Below are 14,897 nucleotides of genomic sequence, written 5' to 3' on the forward strand. Positions count from 1 at the left end.
GTCGGCGTACGAAGGAAGCGGTGCACGGGCGAGCAGAAACGATCTGTCGCAGGGTGTGTCCCGTTCCGGCCCCCGCCCCGCACTGATCCTCCGCGCCCCGCTGCCGCCACGCGGCACCGTGCCGCGGCTGGAAGCGCCCGCTGGCCAGCCCCTATGATCGGCACACTTTCCCGCGCGGGCCCGGCCTCGCCGACCCTGCGCCTGCCCGGCCTCGCCGAACAACAGCACTGCGGGAGCAAGCGGTGAACGGAACGTCTGAAGGCCCCCTGCCCACAACGGTCACAGCGGTCGCAGCAGTCACAGCGTCCGGCCGCGCCGGGACGCCCCTCACGGAACGTGGCCGTCCGGAGCCGTGGCCCGATCACCGGGCCGCCTTCGCCGCCGCCCCGCTCGCGCTCGCCGTGGTCGACTCCGAGGGCCTCGTCCTGGACGCCAACGAAGCGCTCTGCGAGCTGCTCGGCGCCACCCCCGACGAGCTGTCCGGCCGCCTCGCCGCCGATCTGGTGGACCTCGCGTCGGACGCCCGCACCTGGCACGCGTACCGCGAGGTGCTCCGCGGCCGGCAGGCGAAACTGCGCTGCACCCGGCGCCTGAAACACCCCGACGGGCACTCCCTGTGGGTGCAGCTCACCGTCTCGCCGATGCCGGGCGGGCGCACGGTGCTGCTCGCCGCCGCGGACATCAGCGCGCGCCGCGAGCTCCAGGCGCGCCTGCGCCACCTCCAGATGCACGACCCGGTGACGCGGCTGCCCAACCGCAGCCTGTTCTTCGAGCGGCTGGCCGCCGCGCTCGAATCGGGTGCGTACGACGACACGGGCACCGGCCGGGTCGGCCTCTGCTATCTCGACCTCGACGGGTTCAAGGCGGTCAACGACACGCTCGGCCACCGGGTCGGCGACCGGCTGCTCGCGGCGGTCGCCGAGCGGCTCACGCGCTGCGCGGACGAGGCCGGTTACGGCAGGGCGGTGGCACCGCTGGTGGCGCGGCTCGGCGGCGACGAGTTCGCGCTGCTCGTGGAGGACTCGACGGGCACCGACCAGCTGGCCGACCTCGCCGACGCGGCGCTCAAGGCGCTGCAGGCGCCCTTCGACCTGTCCGGCCAGCGGCTCTCGGTCTCCGCGTCCATCGGCGTCGTCGAGCGGCGCGCCGCGGGGACCACTGCGACCGGCCTGATGCAGGCCGCCGACACGACGCTGTACTGGGCGAAGGCCGACGGCAAGGCCCGCTGGACGCTCTTCGACCCCGAGCGCAACGCCCACCGCATGACCCGCCAGGCCCTGTCGAGTTCACTGCGCCCCGCGGTCGACCGGGGCGAGTTCGTCCTGGACTACCAGCCCCTCGTCGGCCTCGACGACGGCCGGGTGCACGGGGTGGAGGCGCTCGTGCGGTGGCAGCATCCGCAGTTCGGACTGCTCACGCCGAATCGGTTCATCGGATTGGCGGAGGAAGACGGTTCGATCGTGCAGCTGGGCCGCTGGGTGCTTCGCACGGCGTGCCGCCAGGCCCGGCAGTGGCAGCTCGACCATCCGGACCGGCCGCCGGTCTTCGTGAGCGTCAACGTCGCCGTACGCCAGGTGTGGGACTCCGACCTGGTGGCCGATGTCGCCGAGATCCTGGCCGAGACCGGGCTCGCCCCCGAGCTCGTACAACTGGAGCTCACCGAGTCCGCCGTGATGGGCTCGGCGGGCCGTCCGCTGCAGGCCTTGCAGGCGCTCAGCGACATGGGGGTGCGGATCGCCATCGACGACTTCGGCACCGGGTACTCGAACCTGGCGTACCTGAGCCGGCTTCCGGTGTCCGTCCTCAAGCTGGACGGGTCCTTCGTACGAGGGTTCCAGTACGACGCGGATGCGGGCGAGGCGCACATCAGCCCCGCCGACGAGGTGATCGTCGAGGCGCTGGTGCAGCTCGCCCACCGGCTCGGGCTCACCGTGACCGCGGAGTGCGTGGAGACCGCGTCCCAGGCCTCGCGGCTGCGGGGGATCGGGTGCGACACGGGTCAGGGGTGGCTCTACTCCCGGCCCGTGGCGCCGGATCGTATCTCCGCTCTGCTGGCGGGCGGGGAGGTGGAGGGCGGGGAGGACTAGACCGCCCACCCACCGGTCATCGCAGGTCGTACGCGTCCGCGATCAGCTCGTAGCTGCGCAGCCGCAGTTCGCCGCTGTGCGCGTTGGCCGTGATCATCAGCTCGTCGGCGCCGGTGCGCTTGGCGAGGTCGTCGAGGCCGGTGCGGACCTGGTCGGCGGTGCCGTGGATGACGTTGGAGTTCCAGCTGTCGACGAACTCCCGCTCCATCGCGCTGAACTCGTACGCCTCGGCCTCCTCCGGCGTCGGGACGAGTCCCGGCCGGCCGGTGCGGAGCCGGACCATGTTCAGGGCCGCCGCCATGACCTGCCTGCGGGCCTCCTTCTCCTCGTCCGTCGCGAGCGCGGATACGCCGATGAGGGCGTACGGGGCGTCCAGGACCGCGGAAGGCTTGAACGACTCGCGGTAGAGGTCGAGCGCCGGGATCGTGTTCTGCGCGGAGAAGTGGTGCGCGAAGGCGAAGGGCAGGCCGAGGACTCCGGCGAGGCGGGCGCTGAAGCCGGAGGAGCCGAGCAGCCAGATCGGCGGGCGGTGCGGGGACTGGACGCCGCCGGGCGAGGTGGCCTGGACGGGGCCGGGTACGGCGTGGATGCGGGCGTAGGGGTGGCCGTCGGGGAAGTCGTCGTCCAGGAAGCGGGTGAGCTCGGCGAGCTGCTGCGGGAAGTCGTCGGCGCCTTCGTTCAGGCGGTCCGTCCTGCGCAGGGCGGCCGCGGTCGCGCCGTCGGTGCCGGGGGCGCGGCCCAGGCCCAGGTCCACGCGGCCCGGGGCCATCGCCTCCAGGGTGCCGAACTGCTCCGCGATGACGAGCGGGGCGTGGTTGGGCAGCATGACGCCGCCGGAGCCGAGGCGGATCCTGCGGGTGTGGGCGGCGAGGTGGGCGAGGATGACGGCCGGCGAGGAGGAGGCGACTCCGGGCATGGAGTGGTGCTCGGCCACCCAGTAGCGGTGGTAGCCCCGGTTCTCCGCGAGGCCCGCGATGTCCACGCTGGTGCGCAGGGCTTCGGTGGCGGTGCGGCCTGCGCCTACGGTGACGAGGTCGAGGACGGAGAGCGGGACGGGGGCCGAGCCCTTTCGCTCGCCGCGGATGTCGTCCCTCGGGTCCACTGTTTCCGTCACGGGTCCTGCCTCCTGCTGCGCGTGCCTTTGGCGGTTGCTTCTTGCTCCGCAGGCGTGAACAGGAGGCTGGCTCCGCTTTATTCCCCCGGCACCGTCATGGGCCTGGACCCCTGCTTTTCCGGTGACCCGGCGCCTGGCGCTGTGCCCACCCGTTCCGCCTTGCGGAACGCCTGCCCACAGCAGGGGGCGACGGGTGGGGGAAAACCGCGCAGCTCGCCTGCCCACAGCAGGGGGCGACGGGTGGGGGAAACCGCGGCAGCTCGCCCGCCCACAGCAAAGGGCGACGGGTGGGGGAAGTGGCGGCAGCTCGCCCGCCCACAGCAGGGGGCGACGGGTGGGGGAAACCGCGGCAGCGTGGCGCGGTGCCCGCCGGGGGGGTGCTACTCCCGTACCTGCACCACCGGCTCCTTCGTGAACAAGGAACCCAGTGTCGGGGCGTTCACTCGCCTCGTTGCCAGGCGGAGTGCCTCCCATACCGTCACCTGGTTCGCCGTCAGGACCGGCTTGCCCAGTTCCTGCTCCAGGGCTCGGACGAACGCCGCCGTGTGCAGTGCCGTGTCCGGCAGGAGCACCGCCTCCGCCGCGGGGTCGTCGCCCGCCCGGGCCAGCTCCCTGACCTCCGGCCACCCCCACGTCCCGACCTCCGCCGCCGTGATGATGCCGCTCCCCCGCGTGAAGACCACCTCGATCCCCGCCGCCTTCAGGAACTCGGCGAAATGGGAGGCCACATCCTCCGGGTACGTCGCCGCGATCGCGACCCGCGTCGCCCCCACCTCACGTACGGCATGGGCGAAGGCGAACGAGGTACTGGACGCCGGAAGCCCGGCAGCACGCGCCAGCGCGCGGACCTGGTCGTGCGCCCCCTGCCAGCCGAAGACGAAGCTCGCGCTGGTGCAGGCCCACACCACCGCCTCCGCACCGGAGAGCCGCAGCTCCTCGACCCCGGCGGCGAGCCGTTTCGGCGAGCCCATCTCCAGGAGCGCGTCGACCCGGTGGGCGTCCTCGCCGATGTCGGTGTGGACGACCTGCAGCCGGACGTCGCTGCCCAGCATCTGCTCCATGCGCGGATAGTCGTCCTCAGCCGAGTGACCCGGGTAGAGGAAACCAAGTGCGGTCACTTCCAGCCTCCTTAAAGGCAGTCAGGGCAGCGGTGGCGGCCCGTCGGGCAGCCCCTGGGGCGGATCGAGCGGCATGGTGTCCGGCACCGCGCCGGGACCGGGGACCGGACCCGCGCCCGGCCGCGCGGTCACGTCGATCAGCGCCTGGTAGGGCCCTACCGCATGGGTACCCAGCCGACGCAGCGCGGACCACATCGTCACCTGGTTCGCGGAGATCACCGGCATCCGCAGCTCGGCCTCGAGCTGTGGGATCACGTCGTACGTAGGGAGGTTGGTGCAGCTGATGAACAGCGCGTCGACGCCGCCCCGCACGGCCCGCCGCGCCATGTCGGCCACGTCCCGGTACGGCACCTTCCAGATGTGCCGGGTCAGCCCCAGATAGGCGCGCCCGATGACGGACACCCCGGCCTCGGCGAGATAGTGCTCCAGGGACTGGGTCACCGACCAGGTGTACGGCGTGACCAGGGCGATACGCCGGGCGTCCAGGTCGTCGAGGGCTTCGAGCAGTGCGCCCGACGTGGTGACGGAGGTGACCGCGCCTTCGCGGGTCATCGCCTCGCACATCGCCCGCTCACCGGCGATGCCGCCGACGAAACTGCCCGACGTACAGGCGTACGCCAGGACCTCCGGCTCGGCGGCACTCAGCGCGCGCACCGCCTCACCCAGTGTTTCGTGCTCGCTGACCAGGCGCGCCAGGTCGAGGCTGACCTCGACGGGGACGTACGGAGTGCGGGTCAGATGGAGGGAGACCTCGTCGGGAACCCAGCGCCAGAGTTCCCGGTCGAGGGCGAAGTCGAAAGGGGCGACGACACCTACACCGCGTTGAGGGTGTGGTCCGCCGAGGAAGGAGACGTCCATGAGCAGGCCCCAAGTTCGTGCGTACGTGCATTGGAGGGACCGGCCGGGGGCCGGGAGATGGTGTGGAACCGGCGACGCGCCGGGACGTCGGGACGGGGCAGAAGCGCCAAGAAAGCGCTACAGAGGGTACTAAGACCCCGTACGGAGAGTACTCAGTTGTGCGGTGCTTGTGATAGAGCACCTCTGTTGACGAAGGTAGTTTCAGGTGCGAGCGTGGTCAATCCGCGCATCTCAGACGGCTCTGGCCGACACACATCTCAGGGAAGCGGACTCTCATTGCGAAACGGTTTCTCCCCGATGTCCGATTCGACGCCCGCCGCGACGACTGACGCGAGGGCCGATGCGACCGGCCGCACCGTTCTCGTCCTCGACGCCCCCGCGCCCGCCCCGCCACCGCGCCTCGGCAGCCTCACCGGCCAGGCCCGGATCCTGCACGCCGACGCGGACACCCTGGCGGAGCAACTGCCGCACGCGGATGTGCTGCTCGTCTGGGACTTCCTCTCGGACGCGGTGCGCGCGGCGTGGCCGGGCGAGGGTCCCAGACCGCGCTGGGTGCACACGGCGAGCGCGGGCGTGGACCGTCTCATGTGCCCCGAACTCGCCGCGTCGGACACGGTGGTCACCAACGCGCGCGGCGTCTTCGACCAGCCGATCGCCGAGTACGTCGCCGCGCTGGTCCTGGCGATGGCCAAGGATCTGCCGCTGACCCTGCGGCTCCAGGGCGAGCGGACCTGGCGGCACCGCGAGACCCAGCGGATCGCCCGCACGCGCGCGTGCGTGGTGGGTTCGGGCCCGATCGGGCACGCGATCGTCCGCACGCTGAAGGCGCTGGGGATCATCACGGCGCTCGTGGGCCGCAAGGCGGGCAAGGGTGTGCACGGCCCCGAGGAGCTCGACCGGCTGATGGCGCGCGCCGACTGGGTGGTCTGCGCGGCGCCGCTCACGGACGCCACGCGCGGCATGTTCGACGCGCGGCGCTTCGGGATGATGCAGCCGTCCGCGCGCTTCATCAACATCGGTCGCGGCGCGCTCGTCGTCGAGGACGATCTCGCGCAGGCGCTGGCGAAGCGGTGGATCGCGGGCGCGGCGCTCGACGTCTTCGAGCACGAGCCGCTGCCGGCGGACAGCCCGCTGTGGACGGCTCCGGGGCTGATCGTGTCGCCGCACATGAGCGGGGACACGGTCGGCTGGCGCGATGAACTGGGCACGCAGTTCGTCGAGTTGTACGAGGAGTGGGCGGCCGGGAGGCCGCTGGCCAACGTGGTCGACAAGAAACGTGGGTATGTACCCGGGCATTGATCCAAGGCCCCATCCCCTCTCTCCCGAGGAGCGTGCATGACCGAGCTCACGGATCTCACGGCCGTACAACTCGTCGACGGCTATCGCAAGGGCGAATTCAGCCCGGTGGACGCGGCAAGGGCGGTGCTGCGCAGGGCCGAGGAGGTGCAGCCGGCCGTGAACGCCTTCGTGCGCGTCGACGCCGAGGGGGCCCTCGCGGGGGCCGAGGCCAGTGCGGAGCGCTGGCGGCGGGGTGAGCCGAGGGGCCTGGTCGACGGGGTGCCGGTGTCGGTCAAGGACATCCTGCTGCAGCGGGGCGCGCCGACCCTGCGGGGCTCCAGGACCGTGCGTACGGACGGGAAATGGGACGAGGACGCGCCCTCGGTGGCGCGGCTGCGCGAGCACGGAGCGGTGTTCATCGGCAAGACGACGACTCCGGAGTTCGGCTGGAAGGGCGTCACGGACAGCCCGCAGAGCGGTGTGACGCGCAATCCGTACGACCCGACGCGCACCGCGGGCGGGTCGAGCGGCGGCAGCGCGGCCGCCGTCGCGCTGGGCGCGGCGCCGGTGTCGCTCGGCACGGACGGCGGGGGCTCGGTGCGGATTCCGGGCGCGTTCTGCGGGATCTTCGCGCTGAAGCCGACGTACGGGAGGGTGCCGCTGTACCCGGCTTCGGCGTTCGGCACGCTCTCGCACGTCGGGCCGATGACGCGGGACGCGGCGGACGCGGCGCTCCTGATGGATGTGATCAGCGGCCCCGACGGGCGCGACTGGTCGCAGCTGGGTCCGGTGGCGGGCAGTTTCCGCACGGGCGTCGAGGGCGGCGTACGCGGTCTGCGCATCGCCTATTCGCCCTCGCTCGGCGGGCAGGTGGCGGTGCGGCCCGGGGTCGCGGCGGCGGTTCGGCGCGCGGTGGAGTCGCTTGCCGCGCAGGGCGCGTACGTGGAGGAGACCGACCCCGACTTCTCGGACCCGGTGGAGGCCTTCCACACCCTGTGGTTCAGCGGCGCGGCGCGCGTTGCGCAGCATCTGCCGCCCGCCCAGCGGGAGTTGCTGGATCCGGGGCTGCGGGAGATCTGTGCGCAGGGCGCGCGGTACAGCGCCCTGGACTATCTCGCCGCGGTCGACGTCCGGATGGAGCTGGGCCGCCGGATGGGTCGGTTCCACGCGACGTACGACCTGCTGGTCACCCCGACGCTGCCGATCACGGCGTTCGAGGCGGGCGTGGAGGTACCGAAGGGTTCCGGCCACCGTCGGTGGACGGGCTGGACCCCGTTCACGTACCCCTTCAACATGACGCAGCAGCCGGCGGCGACGGTGCCCTGCGGAGTGGACGAGGACGGGCTGCCGATCGGGGTGCAGATCGTCGCGGCGCGGCATGCGGACGCGTTGGTGCTGCGGGCGGCGCACGCGCTGTACGAGGCGGGCAGCGCGGGGATCGCGCCGCCCGCGGTGGGCTGAGCCGCTCCTAGGCCCTGCGGAAGCTCAGCGTCTCCCCCTGTGCGCCGGCGCGCCACAGGTCGTTGCAGGCCTCGGCCATCCGGTCGAGGCCGTCGACGACCTGGCCCCAGACGATGCCCGGGACCCAGCCGACATCGCCGTTGAGCAGCAGGTTGTTGCGCTCGTAGAAGAGGGCGAGGTCGACGACGGTGGCGCCGGCCTTGACGTCGGCGGCCGGTTCGTACCCATAGGCCGGAGTGCCCAGCTGCGTACCGTTGAAGGAGAAATAGCAGAGGTCGCCGGGGATGGGCGTGACGGTCGGATTCTCCAGCGGCGGCTCGCGGTCGGCGAACGCCGGGAAGAGGGCGTAGATCTCGTTGCGGGCGTACTTGGCGTGGTAGACGTCCTCGCTCAGCGGGAGCGCCTGCCATACCGCGTCGCAGGTGATGGGGGCGCGGTCGTCGAGCAGTCTGGCCGTGCACTGAACTCCCCGCTTGGCGAGGGAGACTTCGATGTATCGGTCTGCCATGGGTCCCATGCTCCTCCCTGGGTCAAGAGGACAACGATTGCATCAGGGGCCGAAACTCGCCCGCATATCTCGTGTCGAGTCGGGTAGCCGCGCGCCCATGGCTCCACCACTTTGGAACGACGCAGAGAGCAAAGAGACAGCGAGCGCCAGGACCCAGGGCACGGGATCGAGCGCGGTGCCCAAGAACGCCCTGGTCCGGCGGCGCTCCCTCCTGTTCGGAGCGGCGGCGGTCGGCGCGGTGGGCGCGCTGGGCGCCGCGGGCTGCAGCAAGGTGCCCACCGGTGACACCCTGGCGCGCCTGAAGTCACAGGGCACGGTGCGGCTCGGAATCGCCGGTGAGGCGCCGTACGGGTTCATCGACGAGGACGGGGCGTTCACGGGCGAGGCGGTGGAACTGGCCAAGGTGATCTTCAAGCGCCTGGGCGTCGACAGTGTGCAGCCCGTGGCCACCGAGTTCGGCTCGCTCATCCCCGGCCTGAAGACCCAGCAGTTCGACGTGGTCTCGGCCGGGATGTACATCAACAACGAGCGGTGCCAGGAGGTCATCTTCTCCGACCCCGAGTACCAGATGCTCGACTCCTTCATCGTCCGCAAGGGCAACCCGAAGAAGCTCTTCAACTACCAGGACGCCTTCAAGGCCAAGGCGAAGATGGGCACGGGCCCCGCCTACGCGGAGATCGACTACGGGATCGCCGCGGGCTACAAGCGGGACGAGATCTCGATCTTCCAGGACCCGGTCGCCGGCATGAACGCCGTCGAGGCCGGCCGCATCGACTTCTTCGCGGGTACGGCGCTGACCGGCCGTGACGTCGTACGCAAGAGCACGAAGGCGGAGGCCACCGAGGCCTTCGCGCCGATCGTCGACGGCGAGAAGCAGATCGACGGCGGTGGCTTCACCTTCCGGCCGACGGACACGGAACTGCGCGACGCCTTCAACGTGGAGATCCACAAGATGAAGAAGAGCGGTGAGCTCTTCCGGATCCTGAAGCCGTTCGGCTTCACCAAGGACGAGATGACGAAGCTGACCGCAGAGGAGCTGTGCAAATGACAGCGGGACTGTGGGAACACTGGGTACTGCCCGGCATCTGGATCACGATCCAGCTGACGATCTACAGCGCGGCCCTTGCCACCGTGGTCGCCTTCGGCGTCGGCATGGCCCGCACCCACCGGCTGCGCACGGTGCGCTTCCTGGCCGGTTTCTACACCGAGGTCTTCCGCGGCACCTCTTCGCTGGTGCTGATGTTCTGGATCTTCTTCGTCCTGCCGCAGCTGATCGGCTGGGCGCTGGTCCCGATGTGGGCGGCGGTGCTCGCCCTGGGGCTCTCCTACGGTGCGTACGGCGCCGAGATCGTGCGCGGCGCGCTCAACTCGGTGGCACCGGCACAGCGCGAGGCGGGGGTCGCGCTGAGCTTCAGCCCGTGGCAGCGGATGCGGCTCATCCTGCTGCCGCAGGCGGTCCCGGAGATGATCCCGCCGTTCTCGAACCTGCTGGTCGAGCTGCTCAAGGGCACCGCCCTGGTGTCGCTGCTCGGCATCGGCGACGTGTCGTTCGCCGCGTACCTGGTGCGCCTCGCGACCACCGAGAGCGCGGAGATCTACACGATCTCCCTGGTCATCTACTTCGTGATCGCGTTCCTGCTGACGCGGGGGATGCGGGCGCTTGAGGCCAAGACCAAGGCCGGGATCGGCCAGCGGCCCGAGAAGGGCGTCGGCATCATGCGCCGGCTCAACATCCGACAGACGACGGCGGAGACCAGCAATATGGGCCTCGGAACCAAGGGCGGTGCCTCGTGAACAACGGTACTGACAAGTGGGACTGGGGTGCCGTCGCCGACTTCATGCCGCACTTCTGGGACGGCGTCCTCACCACCCTGCAGATCCTCGTCCTCGGCTCACTGATCTCCTTCTCCGTCGGCCTGGTCTGGGCGCTCGCGTTCCGCGCGCCGAGCCGCTTCGTGCGGTGGCCGGTCGGGATCATCACCGAGTTCATCCGCAACACCCCGCTGCTGGTGCAGCTGTTCTTCCTGTTCTTCGTGCTGCCGGAGTGGGACATCCAGTTCTCCGCGCTGACGACCGGCATCATCGCGATCGGCCTGCACTACTCGACGTACACCGCACAGGTCTACCGCGCGGGCATCGAGGCCGTGCCCGCCGGGCAGTGGGAGGCGGCCACCGCGCTGAGCCTGCCCTACCGGCACACCTGGACCGCGGTGATCCTGCCGCAGGCCATCCGCCGCGTGGTCCCCGCGCTCGGCAACTACGTCATCGCGATGCTGAAGGACACCCCGCTGCTCGCCAGCATCGGCGTACTGGAGCTGCTGCAGCGCTCGCGCCTGGAGGCGGCGCAGACCTTCCAGTACACCGAGGCGCTGACCGTCGTCGGTGTCGCCTTCATCGTCATCGCCTATCCGTCCTCCCTCCTCCTCCGAGCCCTGGAGCGTCGTCTTGTCGTCTGAAAGCACCCCCAACAAGGAAACGGCCAACCCGGCGGTCGACGGCAGCGAGCTGATCCGGTTCGACAAGGTCACCAAGCGGTTCGGCTCGAACACGGTCCTCGACCAGCTCGACTTCTCCGTGGCCTCGGGCAAGCACGTCACGCTGATCGGCCCCTCCGGATCCGGCAAGACCACGATCCTGCGGCTGCTCATGACCCTGATGAAGCCCGAGGAAGGCACGATCAAGGTCGGCGGCCGCTATCTGACGCACGAGGAGAAGAACGGCAAGCTCGTCCCGGCGAGCGAGAAGTACGTCCGTGAGGTCCGCAAGAACATCGGGATGGTGTTCCAGCAGTTCAACCTCTTCCCGAACATGAAGGTCCTGCGGAACATCACGGAGGCCCCGGTCACCGTCCTCGGCCTGTCCAAGGACGAGGCCGAGCAGCGCGCCCGCGAGCTCCTGGAGCTGGTCGGGCTCACCGAGCACATCGACAAGTACCCGAACCAGCTCTCCGGCGGCCAGCAGCAACGCGTGGCCATCGCCCGCGCCCTCGCCATGCGCCCCCAGGTGCTGCTCCTCGACGAGGTCACCTCCGCGCTCGACCCGGAGCTGGTCGCCGGTGTTCTCGATGTGCTCAGGGACATCGCGCACACCACGGACATCACGATGCTCTGCGTGACCCACGAGATGAACTTCGCCCGTGACATTTCAGACCAGGTCCTGATGTTTGATTCCGGCCGGGTCATCGAGTCCGGGACCCCGGAGAAGATCTTCACGGAACCGGAGCACGAGCGGACCCGGGAGTTCCTCAGCGCAGTCCTCTGACTCCCCGCTGTAATCGCCCAGGCTATGGCCTTGGGTGGTGACCCTGGCATATGCCAGAGTGGCGCGCTCCTGCTGAGAGGGCCGGAGCGCGCCACCAATCTTCCCAACAGCCGCTCCTAATCGGCCTCTTGGCGGCTATCGTGGGACGGAGCCCAGCTGTCCGGAACCGTTCCACGCAGGGGGAAGCCGTGGCGCTGAAGCATGAGCCGACCACGCCGCAGCACTCGGTACAGAGCGCACTGCGCGTACTGGAGATCGTCGCCCGGCGGGGAGCCGGCGTGACCGACACCGAGCTCGCCCGCCAGACCCGCCTTCCCGCCCCACAGCTGTCCGCCCTCCTCCGCATGCTCCGCCGCGAGGGGTACGTCGAGCAGACCACCGACGGGGCGTACGTCACCGGGGAGTCGCTCACCCGCCTCGGCTCGGCCCACCACCGCGACCAGGCCCTGCGGGACAAGCTGAAGGAGACCCTGGACGGGCTGCGCGACTCGATCGGCGCCGCGGTCTACGTCAGCCGGTACGAGGACGGCGAAATCAAGATCACCGACTTCGCGGACGGCCCCCGCACCCCCAAGGTCAACGAGTGGGTGGACTTCCGCTCCTCCGCGCACGCCAGCGCGGTCGGCAAGAGCCTGCTGACCCAGCTCGACCTGAACGGCCGGCGCGATCATCTCTCCCGGCACAAGATGGCCCGCCTCACCTCCCGGACGATCACGAACGAGCGGGTGCTGCTCAACCGCCTCGCCGCCCAGCCCGCGACGGTCCCCGTCCTCGACCTCCAGGAGTACGCGGTGGGCACGGTCTGCGCCGCCGTCCCGATCACCGCGGGCTCGGCGGTCGGCTGCCTGGCCCTCTCCCTGCCGGTGGAGCACGCCCACCGGCTGCGGGAAGCGGCGAACACGCTGAACCGCGGGGCGGCGCCGGTGCTGCTGTCCCTGGCGATCTAGCTCCATCCGGGGTGCCCGGCGGGGTCCCGGCGGGTGGTCCTGAGCACCCCCCGGGACCAGGTATTATTTTCGAGTCAGCAGGCGCCGCTAGCTCAGTTGGTTAGAGCAGCTGACTCTTAATCAGCGGGTCCGGGGTTCGAGTCCCTGGCGGCGCACAGACGGTGGGAAGCCCCTCGCGGAAGCGGGGGGCTTCTCGCGTTTCCGGTCGCGGATATCCCTCGCACCGGTGAGGACATCCCGCCTGGCGCGCCCGGATACTGGCACCGCCTCCTGCCCCGAGGAGTCCGTCATGCCGAACCGCCCGGCCGAGCGCCTCAGGCTGCTCCGCTCCCGCCATCCGTACGGATCCCGTCATCCGTACGTCGTCGACGCCGCGCTCGCCGCCGTGGTGCTCTGTGCCGTCTCGCTGCAGTTCCTCTTCCCCGAGGAGGGCGGCGACGAGCTGAGCCTTGCCGGGTTCCTGCTCGGCGCCGGGACCGCGGTGCCGCTGGTGTGGCGGCGGCGGGCGCCGTTCGGCTGCGCGACCGCGGTCGCGTTCTTCACGCCCGCCATGGCGCTGTACCACCGGCCGCCGCCCGACGTGTGCTTCGGCGGGATGGTCGCCCTCTACACCGTGGCCGCGCTGAGCACCCCGCTGAAGCGGCGCGTCATGCTCGCCGGCTGGCTGACGGGGGCCGCCGTCACCATGACCTTCAAGGAGCACGCCGAGCCGTACGAGTACCCCTTCCATCTGTTCACCCTCATCAGCGCGTACGCCCTCGGGGCCTTCGCCCGTGTGCAGCGCGCGTACACCGCCGCGATCGAGGACCGGGCCCGGCGCCTGGAGCGGGAGCGGGCGAGCGAGACGGCGCGGGCGGTCGGACAGGAGCGGGCCAGGATCGCGCGCGACATGCACGACATCCTCGCCCACGCGGTGAGCCTCATGGTGGTCCAGGCCGAGGCGGGGCCCGTCGTCGTACGGAGCGATCCCGCCCGCGCGGAAGGGGCGTTCGACGCGATCGCCGGGGCGGGGCGCGATGCGATGGTGCAGTTGCGGCGGATTCTGGGGGTGCTGCGGGAGCCCTCCGGCGATGACGACGGCGGCGGGCGGTTGCCGCAGCCCACGCTGGCCGCGCTGCCCGAGCTGGCGGAGTGGGTCGAACAGGCCGGTGTGCGGGTCGAGTTGAGGACCGAGGGGACTCCTCGGCCGTTGCCGCCGGACGTGGAGGTGGCGGCGTACCGGATCGTCCAGGAGGCGCTGACCAACTGCGTCAAGCATGCGGGGGCCGGGCGCGTCACGGTCCAACTGGGGTGGCATGACGGTGAGTTGCTGGTCACCGTCATCGACGACGGGGTGGGGGTCGGCCTCCCCCCGCACGGATCGGGGCACGGGCTCATCGGCATCCGTGAGCGCGCCGCCGCCTGCGGAGGCTCCGCCGAGGCCGGGAACGGACCCGAAGGCGGATTCCGCGTCGCCGTACGGCTGCCCACGGCATCCTGGGGGCATGAGCATCCGGGTGGTGGTCGCCGACGACCAGGAGCTGGTGCGCAGCGGCTTCTCGATGATCCTTGAGGCGCAGCAGGACATCGAGGTGGTGGCCGAGGCGGGGGACGGTGCGGAGGCGGTGGCCGCCGTGGAACAACACGCCCCCGACGTCGCACTGTTGGACATCCGCATGCCTGGCGTCGACGGCATCGAGGCGGCGCGGCTGGTGTGCGCGCGGACCAGCTGCCGGGTGGTCATGCTGACCACGTTCGACCTGGACGAGTACGTGTACGAGGCGCTGTACGCGGGAGCGAGCGGCTTCCTCCTCAAGGACGTGCGCCGGGACGACCTCGTACACGCGGTGCGGGTCGTGGCGGCGGGGGACTCGCTGCTCGCCCCCTCGGTGACGCGGCGGCTTGTGGCGGATGTCGTGCAGCGGCGCCGCACCGCGCTCGGGGCGCCGCCGGTGTCGCCGGTGTCGCCGTCGGAGCGGCTCGCGGTCCTCACCGCGCGGGAGGAGGAGACGCTGCGGCTGCTGGCGCGGGGGCTGTCCAACGCGGAGATCGCGGCGGCGTTCGTGGTGAGCGAGCACACCGTGAAGACACACGTCAGCAACGTCCTGTCGAAGCTGGGGCTGCGGGACCGGGTGCAGGCGGTGATCTGCGCGTACGAGACGGGGCTTGTGGTGGCGGGCGAGGGGTAGCCCCCCCGCCCCGCCCCCGCTCGCCGGGCAACCGGGCCACCGGGCCACCGGGATTCCTCCCCCGCCCGACCCATCCCTCACCCCCGCGAGGGAGCCC

General features: G+C 71.0%; 14 protein-coding genes and 1 tRNA gene. 11 read left to right on the forward strand and 4 right to left on the reverse strand.

Going from position 1 to position 14,897, the window contains the following annotated elements; all coding sequences use genetic code 11:
- Positions 1-242: 242 nt before the first annotated feature.
- The gene (locus ACIBKX_RS05835) at positions 243-2,087 is read left to right on the forward strand and encodes an EAL domain-containing protein (RefSeq protein WP_363271884.1); all 1,845 of its coding nucleotides are present in this window, start codon (positions 243-245) and stop codon (positions 2,085-2,087) included.
- Between the two features lie 16 nt (positions 2,088-2,103).
- Here ACIBKX_RS05835 and ACIBKX_RS05840 read toward each other — a convergent pair whose 3' ends face one another.
- The 3 genes from ACIBKX_RS05840 to ACIBKX_RS05850 all read right to left on the reverse strand — a co-directional run bounded on the left by ACIBKX_RS05840 (position 2,104) and on the right by ACIBKX_RS05850 (position 5,177).
- Positions 2,104-3,201: an LLM class flavin-dependent oxidoreductase gene (locus ACIBKX_RS05840; protein WP_399375647.1), complete on the reverse strand. Its 1,098-nt coding sequence runs from the start codon at positions 3,199-3,201 to the stop codon at positions 2,104-2,106.
- 380 nt (positions 3,202-3,581) lie between these two features.
- On the reverse strand, positions 3,582-4,319 hold the full coding sequence (locus tag ACIBKX_RS05845) for an aspartate/glutamate racemase family protein (protein WP_363271885.1): 738 nt from the start codon (positions 4,317-4,319) through the stop codon (positions 3,582-3,584).
- A 21-nt stretch (positions 4,320-4,340) separates the two neighbouring features.
- Complete coding sequence (locus ACIBKX_RS05850; RefSeq protein WP_363271886.1) at positions 4,341-5,177, reverse strand: decarboxylase; 837 nt, start codon at positions 5,175-5,177, stop codon at positions 4,341-4,343.
- 297 nt (positions 5,178-5,474) lie between these two features.
- Here ACIBKX_RS05850 and ACIBKX_RS05855 point away from each other — a divergent pair, with 297 nt between their 5' ends.
- Complete coding sequence (locus ACIBKX_RS05855) at positions 5,475-6,476, forward strand: D-2-hydroxyacid dehydrogenase (protein ID WP_363271887.1); 1,002 nt, start codon at positions 5,475-5,477, stop codon at positions 6,474-6,476.
- Between the two features lie 36 nt (positions 6,477-6,512).
- Positions 6,513-7,916 carry an amidase gene (locus ACIBKX_RS05860; protein ID WP_363271888.1) on the forward strand — a complete coding sequence of 468 codons (1,404 nt, stop codon included), beginning with the start codon at positions 6,513-6,515 and terminating at the stop codon, positions 7,914-7,916.
- Positions 7,917-7,923: 7 nt separating this feature from the next.
- Here the strand turns inward: ACIBKX_RS05860 and ACIBKX_RS05865 are convergent, their stop codons facing one another.
- Entirely contained in the window at positions 7,924-8,424 is a 501-nt protein-coding gene (locus ACIBKX_RS05865; protein WP_363271889.1) for a DUF3830 family protein, read from the reverse strand.
- Between the two features lie 97 nt (positions 8,425-8,521).
- Here ACIBKX_RS05865 and ehuB point away from each other — a divergent pair, with 97 nt between their 5' ends.
- From ehuB to ACIBKX_RS05905, 8 genes are all read left to right on the forward strand, one after another.
- On the forward strand, positions 8,522-9,472 hold the full coding sequence (gene ehuB / locus ACIBKX_RS05870) for an ectoine/hydroxyectoine ABC transporter substrate-binding protein EhuB (protein ID WP_399375648.1): 951 nt from the start codon (positions 8,522-8,524) through the stop codon (positions 9,470-9,472).
- Entirely contained in the window at positions 9,469-10,218 is a 750-nt protein-coding gene (gene ehuC, locus ACIBKX_RS05875; protein WP_363271891.1) for an ectoine/hydroxyectoine ABC transporter permease subunit EhuC, read from the forward strand. Before ehuB ends, ehuC begins: the two co-directional genes overlap by 4 nt.
- Before the next feature lie 44 nt (positions 10,219-10,262).
- Positions 10,263-10,880, forward strand: a complete 618-nt coding sequence (ehuD, locus tag ACIBKX_RS05880; protein ID WP_363272052.1) for an ectoine/hydroxyectoine ABC transporter permease subunit EhuD — start codon at positions 10,263-10,265, stop codon at positions 10,878-10,880.
- Positions 10,870-11,685 (forward strand): ectoine/hydroxyectoine ABC transporter ATP-binding protein EhuA, encoded by an 816-nt coding sequence (gene ehuA, locus ACIBKX_RS05885; RefSeq protein WP_363271892.1) that lies wholly within the window; start codon positions 10,870-10,872, stop codon positions 11,683-11,685. Before ehuD ends, ehuA begins: the two co-directional genes overlap by 11 nt.
- A gap of 188 nt (positions 11,686-11,873) precedes the next feature.
- Positions 11,874-12,632, forward strand: a complete 759-nt coding sequence (locus ACIBKX_RS05890) for an IclR family transcriptional regulator C-terminal domain-containing protein (RefSeq protein WP_363271893.1) — start codon at positions 11,874-11,876, stop codon at positions 12,630-12,632.
- Between the two features lie 81 nt (positions 12,633-12,713).
- Positions 12,714-12,787: transfer RNA gene (locus ACIBKX_RS05895), tRNA-Lys, on the forward strand.
- A 134-nt stretch (positions 12,788-12,921) separates the two neighbouring features.
- Positions 12,922-14,184 carry a sensor histidine kinase gene (locus tag ACIBKX_RS05900; RefSeq protein WP_363271894.1) on the forward strand — a complete coding sequence of 421 codons (1,263 nt, stop codon included), beginning with the start codon at positions 12,922-12,924 and terminating at the stop codon, positions 14,182-14,184.
- Positions 14,117-14,800 carry a response regulator transcription factor gene (locus tag ACIBKX_RS05905; RefSeq protein ID WP_363271895.1) on the forward strand — a complete coding sequence of 228 codons (684 nt, stop codon included), beginning with the start codon at positions 14,117-14,119 and terminating at the stop codon, positions 14,798-14,800. Before ACIBKX_RS05900 ends, ACIBKX_RS05905 begins: the two co-directional genes overlap by 68 nt.
- Positions 14,801-14,897: the final 97 nt, after the last annotated feature.

This window comes from Streptomyces sp. NPDC050658 (assembly GCF_044457025.1).
In the GTDB taxonomy this organism is placed as follows: Bacteria; Actinomycetota; Actinomycetes; order Streptomycetales; family Streptomycetaceae; genus Streptomyces.